Source organism: Paraburkholderia bryophila (assembly GCF_003269035.1).
GTDB classification, from domain to species: domain Bacteria; phylum Pseudomonadota; class Gammaproteobacteria; order Burkholderiales; family Burkholderiaceae; genus Paraburkholderia; species Paraburkholderia bryophila.
The window spans coordinates 20,234-35,855 of the sequence record NZ_QLTK01000032.1 but is presented as its reverse complement, the minus strand read 5'-3'; the positions used below and the strand labels follow the sequence as shown (position 1 = coordinate 35,855).

The window sequence follows — 15,622 nt, the reverse complement described above, 5'->3', positions numbered from 1 at the left end:
CGGACCGGGCGCGACGCTCAGTTCAGGTTGAACGAGAACGGCACCTGCACGCGGACCGACTGCCCCTGCGAAATGCAGTTGAATTTCTTCACCGCGACGAAGGCCGCCCGGTCGAGAATCGGATCGGCGGACTGCTCGACCTTCTCGTCGGTCACGTGTCCCTGCGGATCGACCACGAACGAGATCGTCACGTCGCCGGTGATGTTGTTGTCCTGCGCTTCCTGCGGATACGCGATCGAACGGCGAATCTCGTCCGAGTTGGGACACACCACGCCGACCGTGTGGCTAACCGGTTTGAGCGCTGCCGGCGCAGGCGGCGCGACCGGTGCGGGCGGTGGCGCGACCGGCGTCGGCTCGGGCACGGCCTGATGCGTGATGGTCGGCGCGGGCGGAGTCGGCGCGACCACCACCTCGGGCGGCGGAACGAACGGCGGCGGTGGCGGCGTGACTTTGGGCGGCGCCAGTTTCACCGTCGGGACCGGCAGCGGCGGCGGCGGCTTCACCGGCATGATGATGCGGGTTTCGATCGGCTTCTGGACGATCTGCACGACCTTGTTCGCGAGGCCGTTCACCAGCGCCCAGATGAAAAACAGATGCAGCACCAGAACCACCGCGAGGCCGGCGTAGCGCCGCAGCGGATGGTGCGTACCTCGTCCGTATTGAGGTGGACGCGCGAGCGGCGGCGTCGATGGGGAAATCAGCTCGGCTGACATGCAACACTCCGTTGGCGATAGCCCGAACTACTTGCAATCGCACGGGTGTAGCTGGCGCGACGCATCGGAAAGTGGCCTACGTTACCGAGATCCTGTATTTCAGTGAACGAAGAATTCGATATTTGAATTCCCGCCGCCGCCTGACCCGCGGATCACGCACGCAGGCGCGCTCCGTGTTCCACGATTACGCAGATCGATAGCAGAAATAGTTGGTTGGGCTTGCCGGATCCGCTCACTAGACTGCGATTCATCTTGTCATAACAAGTCGAATCATGTCGAACCCGGTTGCCCATGTCGCCCCCTCGCCTCTTCCGCTCTACGCGCGGATCAAGGAGACGCTACGCGCACGCATCCTCGACGGCAGTTACGCGCCGCACAGCCAGATGCCCTCCGAACACGAGCTCTGCGCGATGTTCGGCGTGAGCCGCATCACCGTGCGCCAGGCGCTCGGCGATCTGCAGAAGGAAGGCTTGCTGTTCAAGCTGCACGGCAAAGGCACCTTCGTCTCCAAACCCCGGGCGTTTCAGAACGTGAGTTCGCTGCAAGGGTTTGCCGAAGCGATGTCGTCGATGGGCCACGAGATCGTCAATCAGCTGCGCAGCTTTCGCGTGGTCGAGGCCAATCGTCAGGTGGCCGCGCGGCTGAAGCTCGACGAAGGCGCGCCGGTGGTCGAAATTCATCGCGTGCGTTTGCTCGACCGGGAGCCGGTCTCGCTCGAATCGACGTGGCTGCCTGAAGCACTCGGCAAGCGTCTCGCGAATGCGGATCTGGTCACGCGCGACATTTTCCTGATTCTCGAAAACGACTGCGGCGTGCCGCTCGGTCACGCCGACATCGCGATCGACGCGATGCTCGCCGACGACGAAATCGCCAGCGCGTTGCGCGTCGAGGCAGGCGGCCCGGTGTTGCGCATCGACCGTCTGACCCACGACACCGACGGTGCGCCGATCGACTACGAACACCTCTATTTTCGCGGCGACGCGTTCCAGTACCGGCTGCGCGTCGACCGGGACAAAACGGCCGGCGCCGCTCATACGGTCGGACGCGCGCTCGGGCCCAACGCAATCAGGAAAGCACCATGAACACTCATGTACTCGACTACGACATCGTGATCGTCGGCGGTGGCACGGCGGGCCCGATGGCCGCCGTCAAGGCGAAGGAAGCGAATCCCGGCCTCCGGGTGCTGTTGCTGGAAAAGGCCCACGTCAAGCGCAGCGGCGCGATTTCGATGGGCATGGACGGCCTGAACAACGCGGTGATTCCCGGTCACGCGACGCCCGAGCAGTACACCCGCGAGATCACGATCGCCAACGACGGTATCGTCGATCAGGAAGCGGTCTATGCGTACGCGAAACACAGCTTCAGGACCATCGAGGAACTGGACCGCTGGGGCGTGAAGTTCGAGAAGGACGGCACCGGCGACTATGCGGTGAAGAAAGTGCATCACATGGGATCGTATGTGTTGCCCATGCCCGAGGGCCATGACATCAAGAAGGTGCTGTACCGGCAATTGAAGCGCGCGCGGGTGGCGATCACCAACCGGATCGTCGCCACGCGTCTGCTCAAGGACGCGCAGGGCAACGTGTGCGGCGTGCTCGGCTTCGACTGCCGCAACGCGGATTTCTACGTGGTGCGCGCCAAGGCGGTGATCCTGTCGTGCGGCGCGGCCGGCCGTCTCGGCCTGCCCGCATCCGGCTATCTGATGGGCACCTACGAAAACCCCACCAATGCCGGCGATGGCTATGCCATGGCCTATCACGCGGGCGCCGCGCTTGCGAACCTCGAATGCTTCCAGATCAACCCGCTGATCAAGGACTACAACGGCCCGGCTTGTGCGTACGTGACCGGTCCGCTGGGTGGCTTCACGGCCAACGGCAAGGGCGAACGTTTTATCGAATGCGATTACTGGAGCGGTCAGATGATGTGGGAGTTTTACCAGGAACTGCAAAGCGGCAATGGCCCCGTGTTCCTGAAACTCGATCACCTCGCCGAGGAAACCATTCAGACCATCGAGCAGATCCTGCACACCAACGAGCGCCCGAGTCGCGGGCGTTTTCATGCGGGACGCGGCACCGATTACCGGCAACAGATGGTCGAGATGCATATCTCGGAGATCGGCTTCTGCAGCGGCCACAGCGCCTCGGGCGTGTATGTGAACGCGCGTGCGGAGACCACCGTGCCGGGTCTGTACGCGGCCGGCGACATGGCTGCGGTGCCGCACAACTACATGCTCGGCGCCTTCACGTACGGTTGGTTCGCAGGGCAGAACGCGGCGGCGTACGTGACGGGCCGCGAGCATGCCGCGTTGGATCAGGAACAGATCGACGCCGAACGCGCGCGCATTTACGCGCCGCTCGAACGTGACAACGGTCTGGCGCCTTCGCAGGTGGAATACAAGCTGCGCCGCATGGTCAACGATTACCTGCAGCCGCCCAAGGTCACGCGCAAGATGGAAATCGGCCTGCAGCGCTTTGCTGAAATCGCCGACGACATCGCCGCGATCAAGGCCGACAATCCGCACGAGCTGATGCGTGCCGCCGAAGTCCGTGCGATTCGCGATTGCGCGGAAATGGCCGCGCGGGCGTCGCTGTTCCGTACCGAGAGCCGCTGGGGGCTGTATCACCATCGGGTCGACTATCCGCAGCGCAACGACGCCGACTGGTTCTGCCACACCCATCTGCGCAAGGACGACGCGGGCCGCATGGTCAGCGAGAAACGCGCGGTCGAACCGTATGTCGTGGCGCTGACCGAGACCGAACTCGACTCGTACCGCAAGCTGCGCATCCCCGAAGCGGAGCACCGTCCGCTTGCCGATGCGATTGTCTGAATCACAGAAAGGAAGGCCCGCGATGTCCTATACGCCCCACGAGATTTTCCAGCGCAGCAGCGCGCCCGTCACGATCGATGAAAACAGATGCATCGCGGACAAGGGCTGCACCGTCTGCGTCGACGTTTGCCCGCTCGATCTGCTCGCGATCGACGTCAGCAAAGGCAAGGCCTACATGCAGTTCGACGAATGCTGGTACTGCATGCCGTGCGAGCAGGATTGCCCGACCGGCGCGGTGAAAGTCGAGATTCCTTACCTGCTTCGCTAGGCGCCCCGTTCATGACCGATTCCACTTTACTGACTCACGATCCCGACACGCTGGCGCCGGAAGTCGCCGCCCTGCTGCCGCGTCTCGCCGACACCGATGCGGTGGTGCGGCGCATCGCGCTGCTCGAACTGGCCGATCTCGAAGAACCGGATACGCTGCCGCTCATCGCGCACGCGCTGGCCCATGACGGGTCGCCCGAGCTCAGGCGCGAAGCGGCGCGCGTGCTCGGTTCGTGGGAAGAAGCGTGGATTGTCGACGCGCTCTGCCACGCCCTGCTCGACGCCGATCCCGATGTGCGCATGGCCGCCGCGCAGAGCCTGTCCACCTTGAAGGACGAGGTGTGCGGTGCGGTGCTGCACCGCTGGACCGATCACGCCGAACCGTTCGTGCAGGCCGCCGTGTTGCGCGGCTTGCGCGAATTGCGTTACGCCGAGGCGCTGGCGCCCGCCTTGCGAGCGCTTGAACATCGCGACGACAGCGTACGTACGGAAGCCGTCGTGCTGCTGGGCTGGTTGAAGGACGCCCGCGCGTTGGCCCCGCTTGCCGCCATCGTTACCGCCGATGCCAACGCGGAGATCCGGCGCGCGGCGGTCGGTGCGCTCGGCTTCGCAGCCGCCACGCACACGCCCACGCTGACCGCGCTGCTGCAGGCACTGAGCGATCCGGTCTGGCAGGTTCGGGAAGAAGCCGCGACCACGCTCGGCAAACTGCGCGCGAACGCCGTGCACGACGCTCATGACGTACATGAAGCGCTGATCGCCGCACTCACCGACGACTACTGGCAAGTCCGGTTGCGCGCCGTACGTGCGCTTGGGCAAATCGGCGAACGTGCCGCCGCGTTGCCGATCGCGGCGTTGTTGTCGAATCCGATCAGCAATCTGCGCAAGGAAGCCGCGCTTGCGCTCGGCGAATTGCGCGAACCGGCGACGCTGCCCGCACTGCTCGACGCATTGAACGACGCGGACCCCGACGTGCGCAAAGCCGTGCGAATCGCGCTTCAGCAGATCGAGGACGCCAGCCGATGAATGTACCGAGCCGCGTCGATCTGACCGCCGACGCCATGATCCTGTATTGGCCCGGCGCGGCCGCGCAGCGGATCGCCCACCGCACGTTGCGCGATGCGTGTCCGTGCGCGGGATGCCGCCGTTTGCGTAACGCGGCCGGCCCAAACGGCACAGCCACGCAAGCGCACGATGTAGTCGTGACCGAAATCCAGCCGATGGGTTACGGCGTGCAACTGGTCTTCAGCGACGCACACGACCGCGGCATTTTTCCATGGCCGTATCTCCATGCCTTGCCGGCCATTGAAAGCGCTGTCGCGGGGCTCACAGCCTGAAACTGTCGGTCGCGATCAACGCCAATGAAAGCGTGCCGACGAGCACAAGGCTCACCGCCCAGACCGTGTCCAGATTGAACCAGCTCCGCGACACGAATTTCAGCCCGAGGTAGCGGTAAACCAGCCACGCCAGCAAGCCGCCCGCCGCCATCATTGCGGCGGCATGCACGGCTGAAACCAGCAAGGCCATCTGCAGATTCGCGTCGATCAGCGTCTGCGCGGCGCGATGCGCGTGATCCATGCCGTACGAACGGCACAGTCCGAGGTACACCGGCACGAGCATCAGTCCCGCGCCGTGCGCAATGGCCACGGCGAACGACCAGAGCGCGAGACGCGACGGCGGAATCCGCGCCAGCAGGCGCGGATGGCGGCGCTGGATCAGCAGCCACACGCCGAAACCAATCACGAGCACGCTCGCGCCGGCCTGGATCTCGCGCTGCCAGGCGAGCAGGACCGCCAGCATGGCAAACGGCATCATCACCGCGAGCATGGCCAGCACGTGTCCCGCCGCGAGATACAGCAGCGCGCCGCCGAGCGCCCGCGCGCGGCGTTGCATCAAGCCGCTCGACACCGCGAGCGGCCATCCCATTGCCGGGTTGAGCCCGTGATAGAGGCCGCTCGCGAGGACCGCCAGCCATAGGCCGGTCTGCGACCAACCTGCGCCGATCAACTGCCCACCGACGGATAACAGAACGAATCGGTCGAACAGTCGCCGCCTTCCAGGCGGATCTGGTGCGACCGGTAGCCGTCGGGAAACGTGACCCAGAAGTCTTTGTCTAGCGTGAGGCCGCCGCCCGGCTCCACATGGGCCATCACCTTGGCGGCGGGCACGCCTTCCGGATAGAACTGGTCGTCCCACGTGGAATACAGCGAGTTGGTCCAGTAGACGCGTTTGCCGTCGCGGCTGATCTCGATCATTTGCGGGCCGCCGCCGAACGTCTGACCGTTTGCATGCGGCGTGCGCCGCACGATGCCGCCGATATGCACCGAGCCGGTCAGTTTCGGCTTGCGCGGCTCGGTCACGTCGTACTGACGCAATTCGCCGGTGCCCCAGCAGGCGACGTAGAGGTATTTGTCGTCGATGGAAAGATCGATGTCGGTGACGAGCGGCGGCACCGCGCCGAAACCTTGCAGCAGCGGCGGCAGCAATTCCGCCGCGGCTGGTTCGGCCGGAATGGTCGCGGTCTTTTCAATGTGGAACTGCCCGCCTTCGCGCCACCAGGTCCAGATCGACCCCTCCAGGTTGGTGGTGTCGACCACCACGCCGAGGAAGCCGTACTCGCGGCTGGGATCGTGCGCGGGCCGCACTTCGAGCGCCATCTGATGATTCGCGCCGAGGTCGAGCGTCTGTACGTTGCGCCGCGCGCGCAGATCCCAGAAGTGGACCCGATGCCCATATTGATTGGCAAGCAGATCTTCGGGGACGATGCCATTCTCGAACTGCGGCGGCAGCGCCCACTCGCTCGACACCATGTAGTCGCGCGGCAGATTCCACCAGAAGTCGTAGTGCTTCTCCTGCATGCCGCGGTCGATTTCCCAGCGGCCGAGCACGTCGAACGTTTCGCAATCCATGATGAAAATGCCCGGCGGCCCTTCGGTGCCGTCCTTGCCTGCACCGCCCAACGTGCTGATGTAAATACCCTCGGGTCCGCAATGCACCGTATGCGGACGCGAGTACCCCGTTTTGCGGAAAATCTCCTCGGGTTCGATGATCTTGTGAATGCGCGCCTGCGTGGGATGCGGCTTGGTGTCCACAATGTAGATGCGCGAAGAACGCAAGCCTGGAATGATCAGATAGCGCCGTTCGAGAAACGCGTGTCCGGTTAGCGGCGACAACGACGACGAGCAGGCATTCCAGCCGAAGTGATGGAACTCGTCGCCGGTGTTCGGCATGGTCACCGTATGCACCACCTGGCTGTAGGTGGGCGAGCCGGGTTTCACGTCGATCACCGCGAGCGCGTCGGGTTGCGAGAAATCGGGGCTCAGCAACAGCGTGTACGCGTAATCTTCCGGCGGCGCCTCCATCGCGAGTTTCGGCGACGCGTGGAACGTGGGATCGGGGCGCATACCCATGACGGGAGTCTCCTTGTCTGTCTGATTCGGAAGGTTGGATGCCGGATGGTCCTGACCGTGCGCGCTGCGCGATGCGCATGCGCTCCGGTTTAGATTTGTAGTGCACGGCGGCAGCGAGAGCAACCGGAAGTTGCGCCGATTCCGGCAAAGAGTGTGACGATACGTGCCACGCCACGTATCGGACACTAGCAGATCGGATAGGTCGCCGAGGTCGCTGCACTCGCCTCGCGCCGTACTACGCGCTCACCATCCACGACTGGTTCGCGACGAGCCGCGCATAGGCACCACGTGCGGCCAGCAGTTCGTCGTGACTGCCGGCTTCGACCACACGTCCCGCGTCCATCACGAGAATCGTATCGGCGTTCTGAATCGTCGACAGACGGTGCGCGATGATGATCGACGTCCGTTGCGACATCAGTTCCTCCAACGCTGCGCGAATCTGCTGTTCGCTGATCGTGTCGAGATGCGAGGTCGCTTCGTCCATGATGAGGATCGGCGCGTCCTTGAGAAACGCGCGCGCGATCGCCACCCGCTGACGTTGGCCGCCGGACAACTGCACGCCGCGCTCGCCCACGCGCGTGGCCAGGCCCTCGGGCAGACTGTCGACGAAGTCGCTCAGCGCGGCGCGTTGCAACGCTCGGCGCACGTCGGCGTCGGACACGTCGCGGCCGGCCAGACGAATGTTGGCCTCCAGCGTGTCGTTGAACAGATAGGTGTCTTGCGCGACCAGCGCGATGTGGCGGCGCAAGCCGTCCGTGTGCAACTCACGCAGATCGACACCGCCCAGCGTGATACGCCCTTGCTGCGGGTCCCAGAATCGCAGCAACAGATTCGCCACGGTCGATTTGCCCGCGCCCGACGCACCGACCAGCGCCACCGTGCTGCCGGGACGGACCGCGAAGCTCACCTCGTCGAGCGTCGCCGCGCTGCGTCCCGGATAGGCAAAGCTCACCGTGTCGAAAGCCACCGCCGGGTTCGCCGGCACCGGTTGATCGCCCTCCACGATCGGTTCGGGCTCGGACTCCACGACATGCAGGCGACGGGTCGAGGCAATCGTATCGGCCAACTGGCGCGCCACCTGACCGATCTCCGCCACCGGCATGAAAGCCGCCACGGAAACCAGCACCAGCAATGGCAACCATTCATGCGGGAACCAGCCGCGCGCGGCCAGCACCGCGCCGAGCAGCGCCACCGCGAGACCGCCCAGGCCGGTCGCGATTTCGAGCGCGGCGCCCTGACGCGACAGATCGTCCTGCAAGGCCGAGCGCTGCGCCTGGTAAGCGGCGAGATCGTCGAGAAAGACCGCGCGGCGACGTCCCGTGGCCTGGAACGCGATCAGTTCGGCGAGCCCCTGGATGGTCTCCGTGAGATGCGCGCCGACCCGTCCCAACGCGGCGCGCGCGCGGCCGCCCAAACGGTCGATCTTGCCGCGCGCGAGGATCGGCGTTAAACCGGCCGAGGCCAGAAACGGCAGCAGCACCAGCGCGAGCGGCCACGCCGTCCAGGCGAGCAGCGCCAGCACGGCGGCGGGCACCAGCAGCGCGACGAACGCCGGCGCCACGGTGTGCGCGTAGAAATACTCGACGGTTTCGACATCCTGCGTGGCGAGCGCCACCAGATCGCCGGAGCGGCGCCGCAACAGATACGCCGGTGCGAGCCGTTCGAGCTTGGCGAACAGCGCGATCCGCATCTCGGACAACAGCCGGTACGCCATGGCGTGCGCCATCCACGATTCCAGCCAGTGCAGCGTTGCCGCGACCGGCGCGCAGATCAGCAGCGCGAGGGTCAGCGTGGTGACCGGCCGGCCCGACGCGATGCCCGCGACCACCAGCGCGCCCAGCACACCGACGCCAATGAACGCCAGCACCCGGCCGATGCCGCACAGCACCGTCAGCGTGAGTTGGGTTCGCCACGGCCGCACGAAGCGCAGCAAACTGCGCAGCGTGTCGACCCAGCCGATCTCGGCGGCGTCGGCGGCGAGCGCGCGTTCCTCGGGCCCGGCCGCGCGCGACGCGCCGCGGGCCGGCGCGCTCAGCGTGGCGCGCTCGACCGGCGCGGCGACCTGCGGCCCCATCAAGCGTTGATAGACGCCCGGCCGCGCGATCAGCTCGGCGTGCTTGCCGCTTTCGACCACGCGCCCCTGGTCCAGCACCAGAATCCGGTCGGCGCCGATCACGCTCGACAGACGGTGCGCCAGAATCAAGGTGGTGCGGCCGCGCATCAGCCGGTCGAGCGCCTGCTGGATCACGGCTTCGTTCTCGGCGTCCACGGCCGACAGCGCTTCGTCGAGCACGAGGATCGGCGCGTCGCGCAACAGCGCGCGGGCAATCGCGATCCGTTGGCGTTGCCCGCCGGACAGCGTCGCGCCGCGTTCGCCGATGCGGGTGGCGTAACCAGCGGGCAGCGCCTGGATGAAATCGTGGATATTGGCGGCTTTGGCGGCGGCGATCACGTCCGCCTCCGCGGCGTCGTGCCGCCCGAGCCGCAGATTGTCTGCGATGGTGCCGTCGAACAGCGTGGTGTCCTGCGCGACGATCGCGATCATGCCGCGGATCTGATCGGGGTCGAGCGTGCGGATGTCCTGTCCGCCGATCCGGATCGTGCCGGCCTGCGTATCGTGCTGACGCAGCAGCAGACGCAGAATCGTCGACTTGCCCGCGCCGCTCGGCCCCACGATGCCGACGGTTTCGCCGGCGGCGATCTCGAAGCTCAGACCGGAATGCGCGACCGCGCGACGCCCCGGATAGCTGAAGCCGACCTGCTCGAACGCGATGCGTGGACTGAGATCAGGCACTTGCGCGGCGCCAGTGGCGAGCGCGTCGCTGCGGGCCTCCAGCAGCCTGTGAATGGCGGACGCCGCCGATTGCCCGATCATGCCTTGATGCAGCACGTTACGCAGATCGCGCAACGGACGGAACACCTCTGTGCCCGCCATCAACACGATCAGCAAGGCTTCGAGACTCATCTCGCCATGGCTCACCCGCCATGCGCCGACGGCGATCGCCGCGGCCGCGCCGAGTCCCGTGCCGAGGTCGGTGAAGAAGCGCGTCAGCAAGCCGAGCGCGAGCACCCAGAAGGTGCTGCTGGACAACGCCCTTGCCCGTTCGGCGAGCTTCTGCGCGAACGCGCCGCTCTGACCGAACGCCTTCAGCGTGGGCAGGCCCTGGACCGCGTCGAGAAACTCCTCGCCGAACGCCTTGAACGCGTGCGCCCTTGCGATGGCGGCCTGCTTGTCGGCGTTGTGGACCAGCATCGGCAAGCCGAGCGTGGCCAGCGCGGCGACCAGCAGCACGGCGGCGGTCGGCACGTCCCACCAGGCCAGCACTGCGAAGATCAGCAGCGGTGCGCAGGCGGCGATGATCAACTGCGGCACGTAGGCGCCGAAGAAGGTCTGCAACTGCTCGACGCCGTCGATCACGGCCAGCATCACGCCGCCGGTCCGTTCGGCGCCGAACCAGGCCGGTCCGAGTTCGACGATGCGGTCGAACAGCCGCGCCCGCAGCACCGTTTGCACACGCCCCGCCGTGTGCTGCGCGACCACCACGCGACGATGATCGAGCGCGGCGCGCAGCAGCACGCAAACCGCGACGCCCGCCGCGGCCAGCGCGACCTGGCGCACCGTCGCGCCCTGCAACGCGAGCGCCAGCATCCGGCCAAGGAACACGAAGCGCAACACGCCGAACACCATGGCGATCAGACCCAGCCCGACTGCCGCTGCCACGCGTAGTCGCAGCCCGGCCAGCATCGCCCATAACCTGCCGTCGAAATACATGCTTGCCCCTTTTTGATTGCTTGTCGTATCGGATGGATGCGACGTTACAGGGGCGCGCGAAGCGAGGCAAAAGATGGTTTTTCAACGGGTGTTGAGTATCCTACAATACCCCGCATGACCCTCAAGTCCACTAAGTCCCCCAAGTCTCATATCCCGCCGCTCGCCTCGCTGCGCGCTTTCGAGGCGACTGTGCGGCTCGGCGGTTTCGCCCGCGCCGCGACCGAATTGAGTGTGTCGACCAGCGCGGTCAGCCATCAGATCCGCGGCCTCGAAGCCCTGCTCGACGCCCGCCTGCTCGAACGCAGCACGGGACTCGGCGGCATTGGCCTGACCGAGGCGGGGGCCAGTCTGCTGCCGGCCGTGAGTCATGCACTCTCGCTGCTGGAAGAGGCCTGCTCGCAGGTCATGGGGGTGCCGAAAAAACTGACCGTGGCGGCCAACGGCTCGCTTTCGTCGATGTGGCTCGCGCGCCGTCTCGCCGAGTTTTCCGCGCGCTATCCCGAGACGCCGCTGAGCGCCATCACGCTGGACGGCGACCCGGACTTCGCCCGCCATGGCGTCGATCTCGGCGTCGTGCATATCCACGTAGACACGGTGCGCGCCGACGATCTCGTGCTGTTTCGCGAAGAGGTGTTCCCGGTCTGCGCGCCGGAGCTGCATCCGTTCGCGTCGAAGGCGGTGTGCCGCTGCCGTCTGCTGCAGGAAACCCATGAGAATGCGCCCGAATTCGAGTGGCGCAACTGGCAGGGGCAGTTCGGCTTGCCCAGCGATTTCGAAACCAAGATCGTCCGTTATAGCGGTTTCAGTCAGGTGCTCGGTGCGGCGATCGGCGGCGCCGGGATCGCGCTCGGACGCCTGCCGCTGATCGAAGCGGACCTGCGCAGCGGCCGTCTGGTGCGACTTTTTCCCGACCTGTCGCGACCGGCCTCGTGGTGCTTCGTGCTGCGCACGGCCCCGGAGCGCCGGCACAAGCTGCTGGAGCCGTTGATCGAGTTTCTGCGGCTGGAGGCCGCGTCGTCTGCGGCGCAGGCGCATGCGCATGCGCCGACGGTGGCGGCGGGCGTGTGAGCGCCTGAGCGCGGCACTAAGGGCGCCCTAAGCAAGACACCAAACGCGACGCCTGAGCGCGCGCTTGACCGCACCGTGTACCAACCCGGCGGATAGTGAAGCGGGCGCGCCCGGGCGATGGCATCATGACGGCCTCGCGTCTTCATTCTTCAAAGCTTGCCGAACATGTCCAACCTGATCGTCCACGGCGGCCTGCCGTTACGCGGCGAAATCACGCCGTCCGCCAACAAGAACGCCGTACTGCCGATTCTCTGCGCCACCCTCCTCACCGACCAGCCGGTACGCCTGATCGGCGTGCCGGAGATCACCGACGTCAAGAAAATCCTCGACATCTTCCGCGCGCTGGGCAGCGACGTGTCGGTGGATTTTTCGACCGGCATACTCGATCTGCATCATCACGCCACCACCTTCGATCCGGTCACGCACAAGCTGCCCGAAGAGATGCGCTCGTCGATCATGCTGGTGCCGCCGCTGCTCGCGCGTTTCAATGTGGCGCGCCTCGAAAGCGACGTGAAAGGCTGCACGCTCGGCGTGCGCGAGATCGACCCGCACGTCGAGGTGTTCGAGCGTTTCGGCGCGCGCGTCACGCGTACCGACGAATCGCTGATCGTGCGCAATGAGCGGCGCATGGCCGCCAACGATCACTGGCTCGACTACGCGTCGGTCACGACCACCGAAAACTTCGCGCTGTGCGCGGCCGCCGCCGACGGCACCTCCACGCTCACCAACGCGGCGTCCGAGCCGCACGTGCAGGAGTTCTGCCGCTTTCTCGCGATGCTCGGCGTGAGCATCGACGGCATCGGCACCTCGCGGCTCAGCGTGACGGGCGGCCAGCGGCTCGGCGGCGGCGAGTTCCGTTTCAGCGAAGACTTCCACGAAATCGCCACGTTTCTCGCGCTGGGCGCGATCACCGGCGGCGACATCGTGGTGAGGAACACGGCACCCGAACAGTTCCCGCTGATCGACCGCACGTTCGCCAAGTTCGGCGTCGACGTGGTGCATCGCGACGGCTGGTCCCGCGCCCACGGCAACGGCGCGCTGAAAGTGCGCCGGCCGTTCACGCAGAATATTCTCACCAAGGTCGAAGCCGCGCCGTGGCCGTATGTGCCGGTCGATCTGCTGCCGATCTTCGTCGCGCTCGGCGTCAAGGCCGAGGGCAGCGCGATGTTCTGGAACAAGGTCTACGACGGCGCGATGGGCTGGACCAGCGAACTCTCGAAATTCGGCGCGCATGTATTCCTGTCCGATCCGCACCGGCTGATCACGTTCGGCGGACTGACGCTGAGCCCGGCGCGGGTCGAAAGCCCGTACATCATTCGCGTGGCGATTGCGTTGCTGATGGTGGCGGCCAGCATCGAGGGACGCTCCGAAATCATGAATGCGCTACCGATCCGCCGCGCGCATCCACGCTTCGTCGAGAATTTGCGCTCGGTGGGCGCGAACGTGGAGTGGACCAGCAGCGAATAAAAGCCGCTGAAAACACGGGGTTTTATGCGCGCTGGCTACCCCGCCGGGCCGCGCGCTCACGACTCTCATCTTCTGACACAATAGCCCCTCATTAGCCACATTCGTTGCCGCACTCATGCCGGACCGGCGGGCCGTTTCTGCTGCTTTTCGTAGCACGGCACGCCGCCGCCCGCTCCACCACCAGCCGATAAGCGATCATTTGCAAGATGCTGTCTTCAAACTCGATTAACGTCAGAGGCGCGCTGAAATCGGCGGGTGCCGAGCTCGTCCGGTCCATGCACTTGCCGTCGGGCATCGTGGTGTCGGAGTGGACCGGACGCAATACGCTCACCGAGTATCGGAGTTCGAACGAAAACGTACTGAGCGTGTACCTGTCGGGCGGGGAAAACTGCAACCAGGTGTTGGGCCGGCAGATTTTGCGGCGCGGCTTCAAAAACGCGGTCTGTCTGTTTCCCATCGGCGAAGGTCAATCGCAGTGGCAGATCACCGAGCGGCTGAATTTCCTGCACGTGTATTTCGATCCGCGCAACTTCGAGGAAAGCCTGCTCCAGTCGCTGCGCCAGCCGCCGGAGAGTTATTCGTTCCGCGAGGTGTTCCAGGAGGCCTCGCCGGTGATCAGTGCGGCGGCCGCGAGCATCGCGCTTGCCGATTGGGACGACAAGTCGCTGCTGCTGGGCGTGGACGGCCTGATGAGCTGGATTCTGCTCAACACGATCCGCTCGTATGCCGCCACGGATCTCGACGCGCCGAATACGCGCGGCCGCTTTTCGGCGCATCAGACCCGGTTGCTGCGCGACTATCTGGGCGACAACCTCGGCGAACCGGTGCGGCTCGAGGATCTGGCGAGCCTGGTGAATCTCAGCCGGTATCACTTTCTGCGCAAATTCAAAACCACCTTCGGCCACTCGCCGCATGCGTTTCTGACCCACGCGAGAATGAGCCGCGCGCACAACCTGCTCACGAACAGCCCGCAGAAAATCACCACCATCGCGCTCGAATGCGGCTACGCGCAACATAGTCAGTTCACGACCGCGTTCAGGAAGCACTTCGGCTATCCGCCCAAAGCGCTTCGCGGCCTCTGATCCACCACGCTCGTTGTGCGTCACGATTCGACGCGTGCGTCGCGAATCAGGGCGGCAATGTCGTCCGATCTCAGTTTGCGGTGCGAGAACGCCGGCACGCCGAGTTCGGCGGCGAGCAATTGCACCTGGTGCTTGTAGCTGCTTTTCAGATTGTCGTGGAACGCGATCGCGTCGACGCCGCCTTTGATCGAACGGGCGCAGGCCAGCAGATCGGGCAGCCGCGCCGACGACTCATAACGATGTGCAACCAGCCAATGATTCGGCAGCAGATGCGAAAACGCGAGCCCCTGGGTTTCGCCATAGTCGCGCAGCAGTTGCGTGAAGCCCGCCTCGAAATGCGTGCCGCCGATTCCCAGTAGCGAAATTGCCGGTTTCTCCAGCGCTTCGAACGCCGTGAGCAGCGCCCGTGCGAGCACCTCGGCGGCGGCCGGATACGACCATGCGCGCGGCGTGCTGCCGATCTCCAGATCGATCACCGAGGGCTTCACGAGGCTCACCAGCTTGCCTGATGCGGCGCCGTACAAGGGTCCGGACCAGTGGGTCGCTTCCATCCACGTCGAGAATTGCCCGAGGCCGGCCTTTTGCCGCTGCGTTTCCACCGCGAGGAACAGCGCGCGCGTCACGGCCGGATCGACGGGACTGAAGGTGCCGGTTTCGATGTCGCCGGTGGTTTGCACCGTGAAGATCGGATCGGGCGCGTTCTTGCCTTCGTGCCAGTTGACGATGACGACCGCGTCGGCATTGCCGAACGCGTCGTTGAGGATCGGCGCGTAGCGGGGGTAGTCGTGGCTCAGCACGTCGTCGAGTTGCAGCAGATCGCAGCGCACGCTGCCCAGTTGCGCACGCAACACGGGGTGACCGTCCACGCTGCCGTCGGTCGGCGAGAAAGCGCCGGCGGCCAGCAGCCGCGCGAGCACATGCGACGAAACAGGATCTTTTGCCGGGTCGATGCAAAACGCTAGCACGATGTGGTTCATGGCCGTCCTTGGTAGAAATGCGCGCAAGCCGTGAAATCG

Annotated in this window: 13 protein-coding genes; 8 read left to right on the top strand and 5 right to left on the bottom strand. The window is 65.5% G+C overall.

Features of this window, described 5'->3' with window-relative positions; all coding sequences use genetic code 11:
• Positions 1-17: 17 nt before the first annotated feature.
• Positions 18-713 carry an energy transducer TonB gene (locus BX591_RS30370; RefSeq protein WP_111935015.1) on the bottom strand — a complete coding sequence of 232 codons (696 nt, stop codon included), beginning with the start codon at positions 711-713 and terminating at the stop codon, positions 18-20.
• A 272-nt stretch (positions 714-985) separates the two neighbouring features.
• Here BX591_RS30370 and BX591_RS30365 point away from each other — a divergent pair, with 272 nt between their 5' ends.
• From BX591_RS30365 to BX591_RS30345, 5 genes are read left to right on the top strand one after another with little or no spacing between them, the layout of a single operon-like run.
• Entirely contained in the window at positions 986-1,795 is an 810-nt protein-coding gene (locus BX591_RS30365; RefSeq protein ID WP_111935014.1) for a GntR family transcriptional regulator, read from the top strand.
• The gene (locus BX591_RS30360; protein ID WP_111935013.1) at positions 1,792-3,540 is read left to right on the top strand and encodes a fumarate reductase/succinate dehydrogenase flavoprotein subunit; all 1,749 of its coding nucleotides are present in this window, start codon (positions 1,792-1,794) and stop codon (positions 3,538-3,540) included. The genes BX591_RS30365 and BX591_RS30360 overlap by 4 nt, the downstream gene beginning before the upstream one ends.
• 22 nt (positions 3,541-3,562) lie before the next feature.
• Positions 3,563-3,808, top strand: coding sequence for a 4Fe-4S dicluster domain-containing protein (locus BX591_RS30355; protein ID WP_105510271.1), 246 nt, complete (start codon positions 3,563-3,565; stop codon positions 3,806-3,808).
• An 11-nt stretch (positions 3,809-3,819) separates the two neighbouring features.
• On the top strand, positions 3,820-4,833 hold the full coding sequence (locus tag BX591_RS30350) for a HEAT repeat domain-containing protein (protein ID WP_111935012.1): 1,014 nt from the start codon (positions 3,820-3,822) through the stop codon (positions 4,831-4,833).
• Positions 4,830-5,144 (top strand): DUF971 domain-containing protein, encoded by a 315-nt coding sequence (locus tag BX591_RS30345; RefSeq protein ID WP_111935011.1) that lies wholly within the window; start codon positions 4,830-4,832, stop codon positions 5,142-5,144. Before BX591_RS30350 ends, BX591_RS30345 begins: the two co-directional genes overlap by 4 nt.
• On the opposite strand, the gene BX591_RS30340 is transcribed toward BX591_RS30345, so the two are convergent.
• From BX591_RS30340 to BX591_RS30330, 3 genes are all read right to left on the bottom strand, one after another.
• A complete protein-coding gene (locus BX591_RS30340) occupies positions 5,134-5,814 on the bottom strand; it encodes a hypothetical protein (RefSeq protein WP_111935010.1) in 681 nt (226 codons plus the stop codon). The genes BX591_RS30345 and BX591_RS30340 overlap by 11 nt on opposite strands.
• Positions 5,811-7,217, bottom strand: a complete 1,407-nt coding sequence (locus BX591_RS30335; protein WP_111935009.1) for a selenium-binding protein SBP56-related protein — start codon at positions 7,215-7,217, stop codon at positions 5,811-5,813. Before BX591_RS30335 ends, BX591_RS30340 begins: the two co-directional genes overlap by 4 nt.
• A gap of 235 nt (positions 7,218-7,452) precedes the next feature.
• Positions 7,453-10,989, bottom strand: coding sequence for an ABC transporter ATP-binding protein/permease (locus BX591_RS30330; protein WP_111935008.1), 3,537 nt, complete (start codon positions 10,987-10,989; stop codon positions 7,453-7,455).
• 114 nt (positions 10,990-11,103) lie between these two features.
• Between BX591_RS30330 and BX591_RS30325 the strand changes: the two genes are divergently transcribed.
• The 3 genes from BX591_RS30325 (at position 11,104) to BX591_RS30315 (ending at position 14,606) form a co-directional block, all read left to right on the top strand.
• Positions 11,104-12,057, top strand: a complete 954-nt coding sequence (locus tag BX591_RS30325; RefSeq protein ID WP_111935007.1) for a LysR substrate-binding domain-containing protein — start codon at positions 11,104-11,106, stop codon at positions 12,055-12,057.
• Positions 12,058-12,222: 165 nt separating this feature from the next.
• Complete coding sequence (locus BX591_RS30320) at positions 12,223-13,524, top strand: UDP-N-acetylglucosamine 1-carboxyvinyltransferase (protein WP_111935006.1); 1,302 nt, start codon at positions 12,223-12,225, stop codon at positions 13,522-13,524.
• Between the two features lie 275 nt (positions 13,525-13,799).
• Positions 13,800-14,606: a helix-turn-helix transcriptional regulator gene (locus BX591_RS30315; RefSeq protein WP_244147160.1), complete on the top strand. Its 807-nt coding sequence runs from the start codon at positions 13,800-13,802 to the stop codon at positions 14,604-14,606.
• 20 nt (positions 14,607-14,626) lie between these two features.
• Here the strand turns inward: BX591_RS30315 and BX591_RS30310 are convergent, their stop codons facing one another.
• Positions 14,627-15,583: a D-aminoacyl-tRNA deacylase gene (locus BX591_RS30310; RefSeq protein ID WP_111935004.1), complete on the bottom strand. Its 957-nt coding sequence runs from the start codon at positions 15,581-15,583 to the stop codon at positions 14,627-14,629.
• Between the last annotated feature and the right edge of the window lie 39 nt (positions 15,584-15,622).

Coding starts and splice junctions, on each gene's coding strand:
- BX591_RS30370 (WP_111935015.1), bottom strand. CDS start 713: ATGTCAGCCGAGCTGATTTCCCCATCGACGCCGCCGCTCGCGCGTCCA.
- BX591_RS30365 (WP_111935014.1), top strand. CDS start 986: ATGTCGAACCCGGTTGCCCATGTCGCCCCCTCGCCTCTTCCGCTCTAC.
- BX591_RS30360 (WP_111935013.1), top strand. CDS start 1,792: ATGAACACTCATGTACTCGACTACGACATCGTGATCGTCGGCGGTGGC.
- BX591_RS30355 (WP_105510271.1), top strand. CDS start 3,563: ATGTCCTATACGCCCCACGAGATTTTCCAGCGCAGCAGCGCGCCCGTC.
- BX591_RS30350 (WP_111935012.1), top strand. CDS start 3,820: ATGACCGATTCCACTTTACTGACTCACGATCCCGACACGCTGGCGCCG.
- BX591_RS30345 (WP_111935011.1), top strand. CDS start 4,830: ATGAATGTACCGAGCCGCGTCGATCTGACCGCCGACGCCATGATCCTG.
- BX591_RS30335 (WP_111935009.1), bottom strand. CDS start 7,217: ATGGGTATGCGCCCCGATCCCACGTTCCACGCGTCGCCGAAACTCGCG.
- BX591_RS30330 (WP_111935008.1), bottom strand. CDS start 10,989: ATGTATTTCGACGGCAGGTTATGGGCGATGCTGGCCGGGCTGCGACTA.
- BX591_RS30325 (WP_111935007.1), top strand. CDS start 11,104: ATGACCCTCAAGTCCACTAAGTCCCCCAAGTCTCATATCCCGCCGCTC.
- BX591_RS30320 (WP_111935006.1), top strand. CDS start 12,223: ATGTCCAACCTGATCGTCCACGGCGGCCTGCCGTTACGCGGCGAAATC.
- BX591_RS30315 (WP_244147160.1), top strand. CDS start 13,800: ATGCACTTGCCGTCGGGCATCGTGGTGTCGGAGTGGACCGGACGCAAT.
- BX591_RS30310 (WP_111935004.1), bottom strand. CDS start 15,583: ATGAACCACATCGTGCTAGCGTTTTGCATCGACCCGGCAAAAGATCCT.